Genomic DNA, 14,630 nt, shown 5'->3' on the forward strand with positions numbered 1-14,630 from the left:
TGCCTGCGCCGTGAAGAAGTTGGTCGGGTTGTCGAGCGCGGTGTTGACCTTCTTGCCGGTGGAGAGGCGATTCTGCGTGGTGGCGAGCAGATCCGCCGTCGACTGCAGCGAAAGCAGGTTTTGGCGCACCGACGCCGAGAGAACAATGCTGGACATGCTGGCAACCTTCTGGATGGACCTTCTTGGTCCGACGCCCGGATATTATTTCGATTATGGCTACCAGAAGGTTAATGCGCGTCTGCAAAAGTTGAGGCGGGCGCGCGGGCGCGATCAACCCGCTCGATTGATCGCTTCAAAAAGAAAACGGCGGGGATTTCCCCGCCGTTTCCGTCGTCGTTTTCGTTGTGCGGCTTAGCGGAGCAGCTGGAGCACGCTCTGCTGGCTCTGGTTGGCCAGCGACAGCGCGGAGACCGCGATCGACTGGCGGGTCGACAGCGCCTGGCTGTTGGCTGCTTCCTCGTTGGTGTCGGCCAGCGTCAAATTGGACGAGCCGGTCTGCAGCACGTTGATCAGGTTTTTCGAGAAGTCCTGACGGATCTGCACGATCGAGAGGTTCGAACCGAACGAAGACGCTGTCGAGCGCAGCGAGTTGGAGGCGTTGGACAGCGAGGTCAGCACCTTGTTGGTCGCGGTGTTGTCGATGAAGTCGACATTGACCGTCAGGTTGGACAGGCCGAGGCCCGCCGCGTTGAAGGTCGTGCCGGTGATGTTCAGCGTGGACTTGCCGGTCTCGTTGAACACCAGCTTCAGCGAGTCGCCGTTCAACAGGTTGACGCCGTTGAACGAGGAGTCCTGCGCGGTCGTGGTGATCTGCGACAGGATGTTGTTGAACTGCGACACCAGGCCGGCGCGGGCGGCCTGCGCGTTCGGATCGACGACCGGAGCCGAGGCCGACTTGCCGGCGAACAGGCTGGTCGAGCCGCTGAGCGAGCCGATCTGCTGCGAGGCGTTGTCGTTGTTGGTCGTGATCGTCAGCGTGCCGGCGGAGTCCAGCGTGGCCTGGAGGTTGTTGTTGGCGAGCGCCGCGTTCAGCCCGTTGAGATCCTTGATCTGGCCCGCGCCGGTGCCGAAGGTGATGTTGGTCGCCGTGCCGGTGCCGACCGCCGCCACCTGAAGGACCGCGCCAATGGCAAGGTTCGAGTTGGTCGAGGGGGTGCGCGCCAGAGACGTGGTCGCGGTGCCGGTGCCGATGCCGAGCGAGGACAACAGGTTCGCGTTGCTCGAGCTGATCGCGAGGTCGGCGGCGGTGCCGGTCGAGATCACGAGCTGGCCGGTGCCGTTCACCGAGGCGACGGTGCCGGTGGCGGGGACGGAAGCGGCGATGGTGGCCGAGCCGGCCGAGATCGTGGCGGTCTGGACGCCGGTGGCGAGGTCGACCGCTTTCAGCAGGTCGCCGATGTTGGCGGCGCCGCCGTTGAGATAGACCTGCGAGTTGCCCGCACCGTCGGTGACGATGTTGCCGCTGACGCCGGAGCCGGGGGTGACCGCGCCGGGCGCCGGTGCCGCACCGGTCTTGAAGGTGATGGTGTGACCGTCGACGGTCAACGTGTCGCCGTTGGCGATCGTGGCGGTGATGGTGTCGGCGTTGGCTGCGACCGTCAGCGAGGTCGCGGCGGTGACGTTGGCGGGCGTCGTCAGGTTGTTCTTGGCGGTCACGCCGGTCAGGGTCGCGGCGGTGTAGGAGCTACCGCCGAACAGGTTGGACGCGGTGGCGCCGGCGCCGAGCGAGACCGAGAAATTCGACTTCGAGGAGTAGCCGACCTGGGTCTGCAGCGCCTGGTTGGCGACCGATTTGGCGCTGTCGACCAGCTTCTGCAGCGAGGTGATGCCGGTGTTGGCGGCCTGCAGCACCTGCACGCCGTTGCCGATCCCGTCCAAGAGATTGTTGATGTCGCTGGCGCGGTTGTCGAGCGACCGCGCGGTGAAGAAGTTGGTCGGATTGTCGAGCGCGGTGTTGACTTTCTTACCGGTGGCAAGGCGGTTCTGCGTGGTGGCGAGCAGATCGGCGGTCGACTGGAGGGAGAGGAGGTTCTGACGAACCGAAGCCGAGAGAACAATCTCAGACATACTGGGTACCCTTCTGGATGAACACGTTGACGCAACGCCGCAACTTTCACGCGGCGGTCGGTGCCACACTGGGCTGTCCGCGCTACCCGTTCGTTAAAGGGCCGGTCCGTACAAATACCAACAAGGGCCGTTCGGTAATTCTACGGGAGCTCGCTGCACGCGTTGGGAAACGAGCTGACGACGCCGCCGGGGCAAGCGCGGCGACAAGTGGAGTCGTGCTGTATTTGCAGGGCTTCGCGCGCTGTTGCGGCGCCGGCCGAATGTGCGCCGAGACGAAAATCCGTCGCGCGATCGCACCGCCTCCGGCACACCGTATGCTTAATCGAAATCAATAAATGCCGCAGATTGTGAAAACCTTTGCCGCCCCAGGCAACGTCACGCCGTGCTCTCCGAGCGCAACACGTGGCGCTTCGGGAACCGCGACGCGCGGTATGGCACCCCCGTGCGCCCAACCTACTGCCGTAGTTTCCGACCGGGCCTTGATCGCGCAGCACTTTTTTCTGCAAATCGCGGTGCGTCGCCGGTTCCGCCGCGGCAACGGCGGCGGTCTGCCCTGTAGAGGGCATAAGGCGCAAACCGCAACTCTTGTGCAATTGGATGGGGAAGCTATGTTCACTGCCATCCCACACGCCATGAGTAGGTGATGCGAGACCTTCGTGCTCCCGCCTTTCGGCAGGAGACCCAATGTCTGCGGTATCGCGTCCGCTTAATCATCTGTTGCAAGCCCTGCCCGCGGCGGAACTTGCGCTCATCAAGCCGCATCTCGAAACCGTCGAGCTGACCAAGGACGCGATGCTGGTCCAGGCCGGCGCCCCGGTGCAGCGCGTCTACCTGCCGCACAGTGGCGTCGTTTCGCTGATGGTCAATCTGTCCGACGGGCAGTCGGTGGAGATCGCGACCGTCGGACGCGACAGCATCGTCGGCGCGTCGGCCGCACTCTATGGCGGCCCGCTGCTCACGGATGCGATCGTCGTGGTGCCGGGGACCGCCTCGGTGTTCACGGCGGAGGATTTTCGCGAGGCGGCGGATCGCAGCACCACGTTCCGAACCCTGGTCACACTTCATGAGCAGGCACTGTCGGCGCAGACCCAGCAATCGGTCGCGTGCAACATTTCGCACCCGGTCGAGGCGCGGCTGTCGCGTTGGCTGCTACGCGCGCGGGATCTCTGCGGCAGCGAGGGACTGCCGCTGACCCAGGAGATGCTGGCGCAGATGATCGGCGTCCGCCGCAACGCGATCTCGATCGTGGCGCACGCATTTCAGCAGGCCGGCATCCTCCGCTACAGCCGCGGCCATATCGAGATCACCGATATCGATGCTCTGCGGAAAACCGCCTGCGAGTGTTACGCAACGGTGAAGGGGCATGCCGAACAATTGATCGGCAGGACGGATTGAAGGCGCTTTCGCGCGCCCGATCGCGGCCCAAAATGCGATCCGTGGCACAAACTGCATATCGGCTCGCCCATTCGGACCGTTTGTCTTGGCGCGAAGTCGTGCCAATATCGGGCACAAGCTGATTTGCGCGCGCCAAGCGCCAGGTACCAGAGTCAAGCTTTGCCCGTCAGGCAGGAGGTTGCTTTGGATTCGGTTCCGCGTTCACCGAACGGATTCCTGTCGTCGCTGTCGGCAAGCGATTTCGAATTGATCCGTCAGCACCTGCGCACGGTCGACCTCGCCCCCGAGATGGTTCTGGTCGAGGTCGACGAGGCGCTCCGCCGCGCCTACATGCCGCATAAGGGCGTGATCTCGCTGGTGGTCAAACTGGCGCGCGGCGAACACGTCCAGATCGCGATGGTCGGCCGCGACAGCATCTTTGGCGCATTCTCGGCACTCGGCGATGCGACCGCGCTGAACAGCGCGGTCGTGCTGGTGCCCGGGGTCGCCTCGACAGTCGAGCTCGACGTGATGCGCGCCGCAGCCGACCAGAGCCCGACATTTCGTGCCGCGCTGGCGCGGCACGGGCTCGCCGTCTACGCCCAGATCCAGCAGACCGCCGGCTGCAACGCCGCGCACACCGTGGAATCGCGGCTTGCGCGGTGCCTGCTGCACACACGCGACCTTTCCGGCAGCGACAAGATCGTCCTGACGCAGGAAGCGATGGCGCAGATGATCGGCGCGCGGCGCAACAGCGTGTCGCTGGTCGCCCATACCCTGCAGGAAGCGAACTTCATCCACTACAGCCGCGGCCATATCGAGATCACCAATCTCGACGGCCTGATGAAGACCTCGTGCGAATGCTACGCGACGGTCAAGGCGCAGTACACGAGACTGCTCCATCACCAACAGATCGCCTGCACCGCCGCCTGACGCTGCCGGCGGCGATCCGCGCCGCGTGCTGCCGTACTTCTACGGCTTGCGATTTTCACCGTCGGATAACGTTGAATGGCGATGGTCGGGTGGAGACGCGGGGGCGCTGATGTTCATCTACGAAACGACCGACCGGAAGGAAGCCAGGCGCTTCCGCATCGCTCAGTTCAATGGCAGGACCGCCACCGTGCGCTCGGCCGACGCGACGATCACGGGCCGCATCCGCTCGATCGTCGAAAGCAAGACGAGCGTCGCGGTGGCATGGATCATCACGATCATTCCGGAAGAGCCGAAGCCCGCCGCTTCCGCGCTCCGGCTGGCGCCGCGCATGCGGGCGCTCGCGGAAGACTATTTCTGAGCCAATCCCGCGCCGTCGCGCCGCGGCGCTTCCCGAGACGCACAACGGGCGTCGGCGCTCGCTTGCGCCTTCATTGCTCCAGGAAATGTCAGGGACCGCTCAGGCCGGATGCAGCAGGGCCTTGCGGACAAGATCCGCAGTGTTGCGCGCACCGAGCTTGCGCATGGCTTCGGCGCGATGGCTCTCGAAGGTGCGCGGGCTGATGTTCATGCGAAGCGCGCCCTGCTTGTTCGAATAGCCGTCGCTGATCAGGCTAAGCACCTCGCGCTCGCGCTTGGTCAACGGCTTCTGTCCGGCTTCCGGCGCAAACATCACGTCGGGCGAGCGCGGGCGTGCCGGCTTGTTCTCGCGGAGCGGATTGAGATCGATGGCAGGCACCGCGTTGGGATACAGGTCGGAGATCTGCTTCAGCATGGCGCAGACACGCTCGGTCTGCTCGAAGGCATTCTCGATGATCTGCTGCAGATAGATGCCGTTGCCCGGCGCCTGCGCGAACTGATGGCTGTGCTGCTTGATCTCGTTCATATAGAGCAGCAGCGCGGTCATGGGTCCGTTGAACTGGCGGGCAAGCGCCGCTCCGGCCTCCTCGACGGCCTGCGCCCGCGGGGCGGCCGACCGGCCAACTTCATTCTGGGGCTCGGGGAGAGGCCCCTCCTCGATCCACTTCGGGAGATGGGCCTCGGCGCGATTGTCGTGCTGCGTCATGAGTATGGTTTACCGAAGCTGAACTGTGTCTCGGTTAACGTGGAACTCGGTAGAAATACTGATAACGCAACTGTGATTCGGGCGCCCAAACAGCCAAACAGAGGCAGGTTGCCGCCAATTTTGCAATGAATCTCATATAAGGGAATCAAATTCCGGTAGTACTACGGTCATTCGACCGCCCAAATCCCCGTAATTTGACGGGGTTTGCGTTTACCTTCGCCAGATCAGCGGGTTGCATTTTGACGACAGCGATCGACCGGCAAGGTGATGATTCGCCATGATGGGCACTTCGGAGCCCTATCCGGCGTCAGCGCCTGCGCAGCCGCAGGAACTTTTGCAGGAACCGCCCGGACACCACGAACCTGAACCACCAATACGCCAGTCGCCGCGTCGACATGTGATGTCCTCGACACCGAGATGGCCCCACCTCCCCTGCATAACGCGCGCTGCAATGCACGCTTGTGAGACGGTTCACATCCTCGCCAACAGCTCCCTGGACCGACAGATCGCGATTTACAGCCGCTGCGGTCGCCCCAATGATCGCGACCTCGGAATATCCCGCAAGACCCCGACAAGGAGGCTGCGATGAAGCAAGGACGACAGCGATCCTGGATGGCGATCGCGGCCGTGGCCGTTGTCCTGGCGTTGGGATCCGGTGCGTTGGCGCAGACCGCGCCGACCGACCAGACACCGCCGACGCCTGACAACGCCGTCATGATCACGATCCTCTTCAAGCACGACCAGTCCCGCCCCTTAAGCGAACTGAACGCGCAACTCGAGCGGCAAGGCTTCTACAAGGCGTTTCCGCCTGAAGGCGTCGAGGTGGTGAGCTGGTACGTGATGATGGGTATCGGTCAGGTGGTGACGCTGCGGCTGCCGGCGTCGCGGCTGCGCGAGGTCAACCGCGTCATCGAGAACAATGCCTGGGGCGCCTATCGCACCGAGTTCTATCCGACCTACGACTACAAACCGATCGGGATTGCGAACCACGAGAAGGCAAAATGACTGCGATGCCGGGCGCAATCGGGATTGCGAACCACGAGAAGGCAAAATGACTGCGATGCCGGGCGCAATTGGGATTGCGAACCACGAGAAGGCAAAATGACGGCGATGCCGGGCGCAATCCGGGATTGCGAACCACCAGAAGGCAAAATGACTGCGATGCCGGGCGCAATCGGGATTGCGAACCACGAGAAGGCAAAATGAGGCAATGGGCGATCGCGTTGCGGTCGCGACGGGGCCGTGCCGGTTCCGCCGACCGGAGCCGGCGCCCGGTGCGCGCGGGCCACCGCTACGCGTGAGCCCTGGGGCGCTGACTCAGCTTGCGAGCCAGAATCCGCAAATCCTCGCGGCGCCCGCTGCAGAGCAAGCGGGTGAATTCGTCAGGATCAATGGAAGCAGGCGAGACATCGGCTGATCTGCGCGCAACACGGCGTGGCCAGATCGATCGGAAGAGACGCGTGAGCATCTTCATGGTTGTTGAGCCCCGGTAAGCGTCTGCATTAATTCGCGGCAATGATGGTTGGTTCCATCGTCGTCGCGTCTCCCGGAGAATTTTGCCCGCACTCACGCGAGCAGCGCCTTGCGCTTTCGCACCCGCGCAATGGATTGCGCGACGGCCGCCCGATCGAGCGCCCCATCCTGCGCGGCAGCGGCAACCGCCTCGGCGAGCCCGGCCATCTCCCGCTCCTGGACGAACAGATTGTTGCCGATGCAGACCATGTCCATGCCGGCACCGAGCGCCCGCCGGCTCGCGGCGGCGGTGCCGAGCGCCTTTTGCAGCCCTTGCATCTGCATGTCGTCGGTGATCAGGAGCGTCTCGGGCAGGCGGCGGCGGAGCCGGCCGATTCCTGCCGATGACAATGTCATCGGATTGTGCGCGTCCCAGGGACGGACGATGGCGTGGCTCACCAGCACCGCATCGCCATGGATCTGCGGCGCCAGCGTATAGAACAGCTCCTCCTGCTCCGGACGCAACGCGTCCGAGATATCCATGAACTCCAGATGCGAATCGACGCTGGCGCCGCCGATGCCCGGGAAATGCTTCAGGCAGAGCCCGATCCGCGCCGCGCGCGCCGCCGCGTCGACCAGCCGCGCGTTGGCTTCGACCTCGCCGATATCAGCCGAATAGGACCGCTTGATCTTGCCGATGTTGGGATTGTCGGGATTGTCATCGACGTCGATGACGGGCGCGAAATTGTAGCGAATGCCGAGCCGGCGCAGTTCGCCGTAGCTCGCGGCGAGAATCTCCCGCTTCTCCGCCGTGTCGAGCAAGTTGAAGTCCTTCGCGCTCGGCAGCGGTTGGAATCCAAGACTGTCCTTGAGCCGGCGCACGAGCCCGCCCTCCTGGTCGATGAAGACCAGCGGGCCAGATGGCAGCGCCGCGATCTCGGCGCAGAGCGATTGCACCTGATCGGGCGAGGCGATGTTGTTGTCGTATTGCCGGGTCTGGCAGGAGTAGTCGAACAGGATGACGCCGCCGAGCCCGAAGCGTGCGGCGAAATCCTTCAGCCATAGCGGGATCACCTTGCCGTGGAAGCCTAGGATGAAGAGTTCGCCGAACGGCATGGGCATTTGCTTGCCTTGGCTGTGCGTATGCCTGGATCAGGCGCACAGACGACATAGCACGCGACGGAAGCGACAAGAATAGGCCGCCCCGTGAGCAGACCGGGATACGCCACTCGCGGGGTTGACGTCCTTTGCCAGGCTTACGCTGGCGATGCGACGACTCTCGCGTTTGCGCGCGACGCAAGGCCCGCCCGATCTGCTTCCGGACGCAGAAACGCGAGCCCGATCACGCCGCCGATAAGCGTCACGGCGCCGCAGACCATGAATCCTTGACTGTATCCTTCCGCGGCCGATGCCGCGCCTTCGATCATGCTGCCCATGATATAGGGAGCGACGATACCGGCCGAGGTACCGACCGCACTATTGATCGCCAACACCGCACCGCGTTGAGAAGAGGGCGTGATCTCGCCGAGAATCGCCGGAGAGAGAACGTAGACGACCGACGGCAGCGTCGTCCCGGCAACTATCAGCGTTAGTGTCGCCACCACGTTCGGCGCATAGGGTGCGGCGAGCAAGGCCAGGCCACCGAGACAAATGGCAACGCCCGAAAAGATACCGCGGGCCGCCCGGCTGCTCGATCCCGCCTGCATCATTCGCTGCGACAACCAGCTCGCGCCGACGACAACGAAGAAGCCGACGATGAATGGCAAGGCGGTCAGCTTGCCCGCCAATGACTGCTCGAAGCCAAGCCCTTTGACCAGATACGGAGTGAACCAGGACAAGACGAGCGCAAGACCGAAATAGGCACCGAAATACGCGCACCAGGACGCCAGGTTGGTCGGGCTGAGCAGGAGATCGCGATAGGGGATATGCGCGTGAGCGTCCGTCGCGGCAGTCACCGCCTGCTCCTCAATCCTGCCCTCCTTGCCAATCAGCGCCCACGCCGCAACCCACGCAAGTCCAACGACGCCAAGCGCGCCGAATGCGTAGTGCCAGTTGTAGTTCGTGATGATGGCGTTCAACAGCGGAATCGCGATCACGACGCCGACCGCCGCGCCCTGTGCGATGATTGCGCTCGGGATCGCGCGCTGCTGGTCCGGGAACCATTTATAGGCTGCATGCAGCGCGACCGGATAGGCAGGTCCCTCGCCGGCGCCGAGGATGATGCGACAGGCGATCAGGAGTTCAACCCCCACGGTGCCGAGCATTGGAAACTGAACCAGCGCCCAAACCAGCCCCATGACCAGCAGGACCCACTTCGACCGTATGCGGTTGACGATGAATCCGGTGACAACGGCCGAGATCGAGAACAACAGGAAGAAGCTCGATCCGACGACACCAAATTGCTTGGGCGTCAGATTGAGCTCAGTCATGATCGGCACGCCGGCAAGTCCGATAATGGCCTTGTCGGCGAAGTTGATCATCATGAACAGGAACAACAGGGCGACAATGCCCCACGCGCCTTTCTCGGGCCGGACCACAGTCATGGCGTTTCCTTTGCGTTAGCGGTCTGGATTGACGCTTTAGTTGCGTCTTGTTTTCTAACGAAGCGACGTTGTCGTCAGGTCGACCCGGACCGTCGCGAATTCGGGCGGCATCTGAACGCGCGTTCAGCGCCTCCGCGTGCACTAAAGCGCGATGAGATCAGGTTGAATCGTCATTGCGCTTTGGCTTCTTGTTTGAGCATGACCTCCGTGCAAACGCGTTCCGCGTTTGTCGCGAGGGAAAACCGCTCCACGCTTTGCGCTAACGCGGCCCTGCGGGTCCGGATCTTGCTCTAGGAAAGGCGCGTGCCTGCAACGGTGATCCGATGCAACAGGCGATCGTGTCCGTGATAGTCGTTGGCGGCGTAATGCCACGTCGAGCGATTGTCCCAAAACGCTATCGAACCCGGACGCCAGCGGAAGCGGCAGGTGAATTCGGGGCGGGCAGCGTGGCGATAGAGAAAGTCGAGCAGGGGCTTGCTCTCGTCTGCGGTCCACCCGTCGAAGCGAAGGGTGAACCCAGGATTGACGTAGAGCGCCTTTCGGCGGCTTTCCGGGTGATTGATCACCACTGGATGCGAGACTTCACCCACGGCCAAGTCTTCGTTGCCGAAGCGCTTTTTGTGCTCATCGTTGCCCTGCTTGTAGGCGGATTTCGCGCCGAACACGTGAGCAGCGGAGTGGATGGCACGTAGTCCCTCGAGCGTCCGCTTCAGTCCGTCCGACAAGGTGTCGTAGGCGAGATACATATTCGAGAACAGCGTGTCGCCGCCCTCGTCGGGGACTTCGCGCGCGAGCAGGATCGAGCCCATCGCCGGCTCGGCGTCGTAGCTATGGTCGGTGTGCCAGCCGCCGCCGATATTGGTCTTCTGATCCTTCTCCTTGCGAACCTCGGCGATTTCCGGGTAGCCCGGCGCCGCCGTGAAGAACTTGTTGATGTCGATATTTCCCCATCGGCGCGCGAAGGCGATGTGCTGCTCCGGCGTCAATTGTTGATCGCGAAAGAAAATGACGCCATGGTCCAGAAAGGCTTGGCGAACCTGGTCCCATTGGCGATTGCCGAGGTCGCTTGCGAGATCGACCCCAAGCACTTCCGCACCACATCCGCCCGTGAGCCTGCGAATCGTGACCGTCTCCTTCTGCATACTGGCGTCCCCTCATCGTTTTGTTGCGGCATCTGCCCTGCTCTGGGCGCGCCCATATATGAATTCGAACTCAAATTCGAATTATAGTCAACAGCGATGAAACATCCGGAACCAGGCGATGTCTTGCCCGCCAAGCAGGCGCGCAGCCGCGCGACCCGTGACGCGCTTGTCGGCGCGGGTAGAAAACTTTGTGAAATCAAGAGTTTCGACGACCTGTCGGTGGCCGAGATCGCCGCCGCCGCCCAATGCTCGGTGGGCTCGTTCTATAGCCGCTTCGCCGATAAGGACGGCTTCTTTCGCGCGTTGATCAACGACGTCGTCGATCGCGACAGCGCATTCATGCACAGCCCGCTCGATTGCGCCGAACATTTGAGTACAGAGGAAATTCTGGCAGATGCGATCGCGACCACGCTGAAGGCCTATCGGAAGCGGCGGGGATTGATCCGCGCCGCCATCCGCCGCAGCATGACGGATCCGACCGTATGGGAGCCATTTCGTCTACACGGGCAGGCAATCGCCGACCGGCTGGTGGCGCGCTTGCTGCCACGGTTTCCAAACGATCCCGACATCGAGCGCAGGACTCGTTTCGCGTGCCAGATGCTCTACGGCACGCTTAATAACGCGGTCCTTATCGCCCCCGGTCCGATCCAGCTCGACGACGACACCTTCGAGCCTGAGTTGCGACGTGTCTTTCATCAAATCACCATCGGCTCCGGGGCCAGCGACAGGCCGCCAGACGACAAGCGGGATTGAACCACGCTGTGTGTTAAAGCGTTGCGCAACAATGGCTGCCGCCGAGAGCAGCAAGACGAGCCGGAACAGACCATGACAGCACCTTACGTCCCGCAGATGGCCCTCTATCGCCAATGGCTGAAGGAAACGCGCGGCCTGAGCCTTGGCAGCTTCGAGGAGATGCGGCAGTGGTCGGTCACCGACATCGACGGCTTCTGGCAGAGCATCTGGGACTATTTTGACATTCAGTCGCCGACACCGCACCGCGCGGTGCTGGCGAGCCGCAAGATGCCCGGCGCTATCTGGTTTCCGGGCGCCTCGCTGAATTATGCGCGCCAGGTGCTGCGCCATGTCGACGCCGCGCACGCTGCCGGCCAGCCCGCCATCGTCGCGAGCGGCGAAGACGGCATCTTAACGGAAACGAGCTGGCCGGAATTGCGGCGCAAGGTCGCCGCGCTGGCGCTGCATCTCAAGCGCAACGGCATCAAGTCGGGCGATCGCGTCGCCGCGTATCTGCCGAACATCCCGGAGGCCATCATCGCGTTGCTGGCCACCGCCAGCATCGGCGCGATCTGGAGCGTCTGCGCGCCCGACATGGCGGCCCCCGCCGTGATCGACCGCTTCAAGCAGATCGAGCCGAAGGTCTTGATCGCCTGCGATGCCGTGACCTATGCGGGGAAGCGTCATGATCGGCGCGGGGTGATCGACGAGCTGCGCCGCTCGCTGCCGACCGTCGCGCACGTCATCCTGCACAGCGACGCGGCAACCGCGTCCGAGCCGCGTCTCTCCGACATCCTGTCCGCCACCGGCGGCGAGATCGATGCGTTCGAGCCGGACTGGCTGCCGTTCGACCATCCGCTCTGGATTGTCTATTCCTCCGGCACCACCGGATTGCCGAAGCCGATCGTGCATGGCCATGGCGGTATCATCGTCGTGGCGCTGCCGCTGATGACGCTGCACAACGACATCGGCTGCAGCTATCAGGACAATTCGTTCGGCGAACGCTTCCACTGGTACTCTTCGACCGGCTGGATCATGTGGAACTGTCAGGCCAACGGCCTGCTCAACGGTACTACCTGCTGCATCTTCGACGGCAGTCCCGGCGGCACCAAGGACAAGCCGGACTGGACCACGCTGTGGCGCTTCGTCGCCGATGCAAAGGCGACGTTCTTCGGCGCGGGCGCGGCGTTCTTTGCCAACTGCACCAAGGCCGGGATCGATCTCGCCGCGGTCGGCGATCTCGCGCGGCTGCGCGCGCTGGGCTCGACCGGATCGCCGCTCAGCGCCGACACCCAGGCCTGGTTCAACGAGCGCTTTGCCGCGCTCGCGAAGAGCAACGGCAGCGCCGCGCAGGCCGACATCTGGTGGGCCAATATCTCCGGCGGCACCGATTTCGCCGGCGCCTTCATCGGCGGCAATCGCGAGCTGCCGCAGACGCCGGGCAGCATGCAATGCCGCCTGCTCGGCTGCGCGGTCGAGGCCTTCAACGAGCAGGGCCGTGCCGTGATCGACGAGGTCGGTGAACTCGTCTGCACCGAGCCTTTGCCCTCGATGCCGCTGCGCTTCTGGAACGATCCCGGCGACGCGCGCTATCGCTCGAGCTATTTCGAGACCTATCCCGACAATTTCGACGGCAGCGGTCGCGGCCCGGTGTGGCGGCACGGCGACTGGCTCAGGATCAACCCCGACGGCTCCTGCGTGATCTACGGCCGGAGCGATGCCACCATCAACCGCCACGGCCTACGCATGGGCACGAGCGAGCTCTACTCCGCGATCGAGGCCTTGCCGGAGGTGCTCGACTCCCTGGTCGTCGACCTCGAATACCTCGGCCGCGACAGCTACATGCCGCTGTTCGTGGTGTTGCGCGACGGCGTCGCGCTCGATGCCGCGATGAAGGCGAAAATCAACAAGGCGGTCGAAGCCGGGCTGTCGCGCCGCTTCCTGCCCAACGACATCTTCGCGGTCGCCGAAATCCCGCGCACGCTGTCCGGCAAGAAGCAGGAGCTGCCAATCAAGAAGCTCCTGCTCGGCCATCCCCTGGAAAAGGTCATCAACAAGGACGCGATGGCCAATCCCGGGTCTCTCGACTGGTATCTGGAGTTTGCGCGGAATTATCTGAGCAAGACGGCCGGCGCCGCGTGAGGATCTGACGAATGCAATCGCCCAGTTATATCGACCCGCTCAGCGGCAAGCTCTACCCGCTGGATGTTCCGCGCTGGTGCTCGGATGAGGGCAAGCCGCTGCTGGTGACACCGCTCGCCGGCATCTCGCGCGACGAGATCGATCGCGGCGTCCGATCGCTGTGGCGGTATCGCGCCGCGCTGCCAGCCGAGATCGCAAGGCCGATCACCATGGGCGAAGGCTGCACGCCCATGGTCGAGCGGGAATGGGGCGACCTTCGCCCGCACTTCAAGCTCGAATGGTTCAATCCGACCGCGAGCTTCAAGGACCGCGGCACCACCGTGATGCTGTCGTTCCTGCGGCAGCTCGGCGTCGATGCGGTGCTGGAAGACAGCTCCGGCAATGGCGGTGCGTCCGTGTCAGCGTATGGCGCCGCGGGCGGCATGCGGGTGAAGATCCTCGCACCCGCCACCACGTCGCCGGTGAAGGTCGCGCAGATGCACGCCTTCGGCGCCGAGGTTCAACTGGTCGAAGGCCCGCGCGAGGAGTCGGAAGCGGAAGCCATCCGCCAATCGAAGCAGACCTTCTATTCCAGCCACAACTGGCAGCCGTTCTTCCTCCAGGGCACGAAATCCTTTGCCTATGAGATCTGGGAGGACTTCAACCATTCCGCGCCCGACAACGTCATCATGCCGGTCGGCGCCGGCAGCAGCCTGCTCGGCTGCTACATCGGCTTCAAGGAGCTGCTGGCGGCCGGGCAGATCAAGCGGATGCCGCGGCTGTTCGCCGCGCAACCGCTGAACTGCTCGCCGGTCGATGCCAGTTTCGCAGCCGGCGTCGACACACCCGTCGATCGCGCAGTCCACAAGACGATCGCCGAGGGCACGGCGATCAGGCATCCGCTGCGGCTGACGCAGATGGTGGCGGCGCTTAAGGAGAGCGGCGGCGGCACGGTCGCGATCCCCGAGGACGGGATCGTCGCCGCCTTGAAACGGCTTGCGCGCACCGGCCTGTTCGTCGAGCCGACATCGGCCTCGGCGGCTGCCGCGATCGACGTGCTTGCGCAGCGCGGCGCGATCCGGCCTGGCGAGCGCACCGTCGTCATCATCACCGGGACCGGCATCAAGGCCGCCTCGCTGATCACGGATATCCTGACGAAGGGCTAAGGCGCGATGAGATCAGGTTAGATCGTCATCGCGCCTT

Annotated in this window: 13 protein-coding genes and 1 pseudogene; 8 read left to right on the forward strand and 6 right to left on the reverse strand. The window is 63.7% G+C overall.

All coding sequences use genetic code 11. The features are described from left to right. A pseudogene (locus ACFFWD_RS37960) lies at positions 1-156 on the reverse strand (flagellin); the annotation flags it as partial. Between ACFFWD_RS37960 and ACFFWD_RS37965 the strand changes: the two are divergent. Continuing rightward, complete coding sequence (locus ACFFWD_RS37965) at positions 146-355, forward strand: hypothetical protein (RefSeq protein ID WP_376974481.1); 210 nt, start codon at positions 146-148, stop codon at positions 353-355. The pseudogene ACFFWD_RS37960 and the gene ACFFWD_RS37965 overlap by 11 nt on opposite strands. Here the strand turns inward: ACFFWD_RS37965 and ACFFWD_RS37970 are convergent. Further along, complete coding sequence (locus tag ACFFWD_RS37970) at positions 352-2,067, reverse strand: DUF1522 domain-containing protein (RefSeq protein ID WP_376974482.1); 1,716 nt, start codon at positions 2,065-2,067, stop codon at positions 352-354. The two genes, ACFFWD_RS37965 and ACFFWD_RS37970, sit on opposite strands and share 4 nt — an antisense overlap. A 684-nt stretch (positions 2,068-2,751) precedes the next feature. Here ACFFWD_RS37970 and ACFFWD_RS37975 point away from each other — a divergent pair. From ACFFWD_RS37975 to ACFFWD_RS37985, 3 genes are all read left to right on the forward strand, one after another. Continuing rightward, positions 2,752-3,462 (forward strand): Crp/Fnr family transcriptional regulator, encoded by a 711-nt coding sequence (locus ACFFWD_RS37975; protein ID WP_376974483.1) that lies wholly within the window; start codon positions 2,752-2,754, stop codon positions 3,460-3,462. 183 nt (positions 3,463-3,645) lie between these two features. Then, positions 3,646-4,374: a Crp/Fnr family transcriptional regulator gene (locus tag ACFFWD_RS37980; RefSeq protein WP_376974484.1), complete on the forward strand. Its 729-nt coding sequence runs from the start codon at positions 3,646-3,648 to the stop codon at positions 4,372-4,374. Positions 4,375-4,483: 109 nt separating this feature from the next. Beyond that, positions 4,484-4,732 carry a hypothetical protein gene (locus tag ACFFWD_RS37985; RefSeq protein WP_376974485.1) on the forward strand — a complete coding sequence of 83 codons (249 nt, stop codon included), beginning with the start codon at positions 4,484-4,486 and terminating at the stop codon, positions 4,730-4,732. Between the two features lie 99 nt (positions 4,733-4,831). Here the strand turns inward: ACFFWD_RS37985 and ACFFWD_RS37990 are convergent, their stop codons facing one another. Beyond that, positions 4,832-5,437 carry a helix-turn-helix domain-containing protein gene (locus ACFFWD_RS37990; RefSeq protein WP_376974486.1) on the reverse strand — a complete coding sequence of 202 codons (606 nt, stop codon included), beginning with the start codon at positions 5,435-5,437 and terminating at the stop codon, positions 4,832-4,834. A 585-nt stretch (positions 5,438-6,022) separates the two neighbouring features. On the opposite strand from ACFFWD_RS37990, the gene ACFFWD_RS37995 reads away from it, so the two are divergent. Beyond that, complete coding sequence (locus tag ACFFWD_RS37995; RefSeq protein ID WP_376974487.1) at positions 6,023-6,442, forward strand: hypothetical protein; 420 nt, start codon at positions 6,023-6,025, stop codon at positions 6,440-6,442. A gap of 561 nt (positions 6,443-7,003) precedes the next feature. Here ACFFWD_RS37995 and ACFFWD_RS38000 read toward each other — a convergent pair. The 3 genes from ACFFWD_RS38000 to ACFFWD_RS38010 all read right to left on the reverse strand — a co-directional run bounded on the left by ACFFWD_RS38000 (position 7,004) and on the right by ACFFWD_RS38010 (position 10,574). After that, complete coding sequence (locus ACFFWD_RS38000; protein WP_376974488.1) at positions 7,004-8,011, reverse strand: glycoside hydrolase family 3 N-terminal domain-containing protein; 1,008 nt, start codon at positions 8,009-8,011, stop codon at positions 7,004-7,006. A 134-nt stretch (positions 8,012-8,145) separates the two neighbouring features. Beyond that, positions 8,146-9,432 (reverse strand): MFS transporter, encoded by a 1,287-nt coding sequence (locus ACFFWD_RS38005; RefSeq protein ID WP_376974489.1) that lies wholly within the window; start codon positions 9,430-9,432, stop codon positions 8,146-8,148. 290 nt (positions 9,433-9,722) lie between these two features. After that, complete coding sequence (locus ACFFWD_RS38010; protein WP_376974490.1) at positions 9,723-10,574, reverse strand: TauD/TfdA dioxygenase family protein; 852 nt, start codon at positions 10,572-10,574, stop codon at positions 9,723-9,725. Positions 10,575-10,697: 123 nt separating this feature from the next. On the opposite strand from ACFFWD_RS38010, the gene ACFFWD_RS38015 reads away from it, so the two are divergent. The 3 genes from ACFFWD_RS38015 (at position 10,698) to ACFFWD_RS38025 (ending at position 14,593) form a co-directional block, all read left to right on the forward strand. Continuing rightward, complete coding sequence (locus ACFFWD_RS38015) at positions 10,698-11,327, forward strand: TetR/AcrR family transcriptional regulator (RefSeq protein ID WP_376974491.1); 630 nt, start codon at positions 10,698-10,700, stop codon at positions 11,325-11,327. Positions 11,328-11,399: 72 nt separating this feature from the next. Beyond that, positions 11,400-13,448, forward strand: coding sequence for an acetoacetate--CoA ligase (locus tag ACFFWD_RS38020; protein WP_376974492.1), 2,049 nt, complete (start codon positions 11,400-11,402; stop codon positions 13,446-13,448). An 11-nt stretch (positions 13,449-13,459) separates the two neighbouring features. Next, on the forward strand, positions 13,460-14,593 hold the full coding sequence (locus ACFFWD_RS38025) for a threonine synthase (protein ID WP_376974493.1): 1,134 nt from the start codon (positions 13,460-13,462) through the stop codon (positions 14,591-14,593). Positions 14,594-14,630 lie beyond the last annotated feature (37 nt).

This window comes from Bradyrhizobium erythrophlei (genome assembly GCF_042430365.1).
Classification (GTDB): domain Bacteria; phylum Pseudomonadota; class Alphaproteobacteria; order Rhizobiales; family Xanthobacteraceae; genus Bradyrhizobium; species Bradyrhizobium erythrophlei.

Coding starts and splice junctions, on each gene's coding strand:
- ACFFWD_RS37985 (WP_376974485.1), top strand. CDS start 4,484: ATGTTCATCTACGAAACGACCGACCGGAAGGAAGCCAGGCGCTTCCGC.
- ACFFWD_RS38010 (WP_376974490.1), bottom strand. CDS start 10,574: ATGCAGAAGGAGACGGTCACGATTCGCAGGCTCACGGGCGGATGTGGT.
- ACFFWD_RS38020 (WP_376974492.1), top strand. CDS start 11,400: ATGACAGCACCTTACGTCCCGCAGATGGCCCTCTATCGCCAATGGCTG.
- ACFFWD_RS37975 (WP_376974483.1), top strand. CDS start 2,752: ATGTCTGCGGTATCGCGTCCGCTTAATCATCTGTTGCAAGCCCTGCCC.
- ACFFWD_RS38005 (WP_376974489.1), bottom strand. CDS start 9,432: ATGACTGTGGTCCGGCCCGAGAAAGGCGCGTGGGGCATTGTCGCCCTG.
- ACFFWD_RS38000 (WP_376974488.1), bottom strand. CDS start 8,011: ATGCCCATGCCGTTCGGCGAACTCTTCATCCTAGGCTTCCACGGCAAG.
- ACFFWD_RS37995 (WP_376974487.1), top strand. CDS start 6,023: ATGAAGCAAGGACGACAGCGATCCTGGATGGCGATCGCGGCCGTGGCC.
- ACFFWD_RS37990 (WP_376974486.1), bottom strand. CDS start 5,437: ATGACGCAGCACGACAATCGCGCCGAGGCCCATCTCCCGAAGTGGATC.
- ACFFWD_RS37965 (WP_376974481.1), top strand. CDS start 146: ATGCTGGACATGCTGGCAACCTTCTGGATGGACCTTCTTGGTCCGACG.
- ACFFWD_RS37970 (WP_376974482.1), bottom strand. CDS start 2,067: ATGTCTGAGATTGTTCTCTCGGCTTCGGTTCGTCAGAACCTCCTCTCC.
- ACFFWD_RS38025 (WP_376974493.1), top strand. CDS start 13,460: ATGCAATCGCCCAGTTATATCGACCCGCTCAGCGGCAAGCTCTACCCG.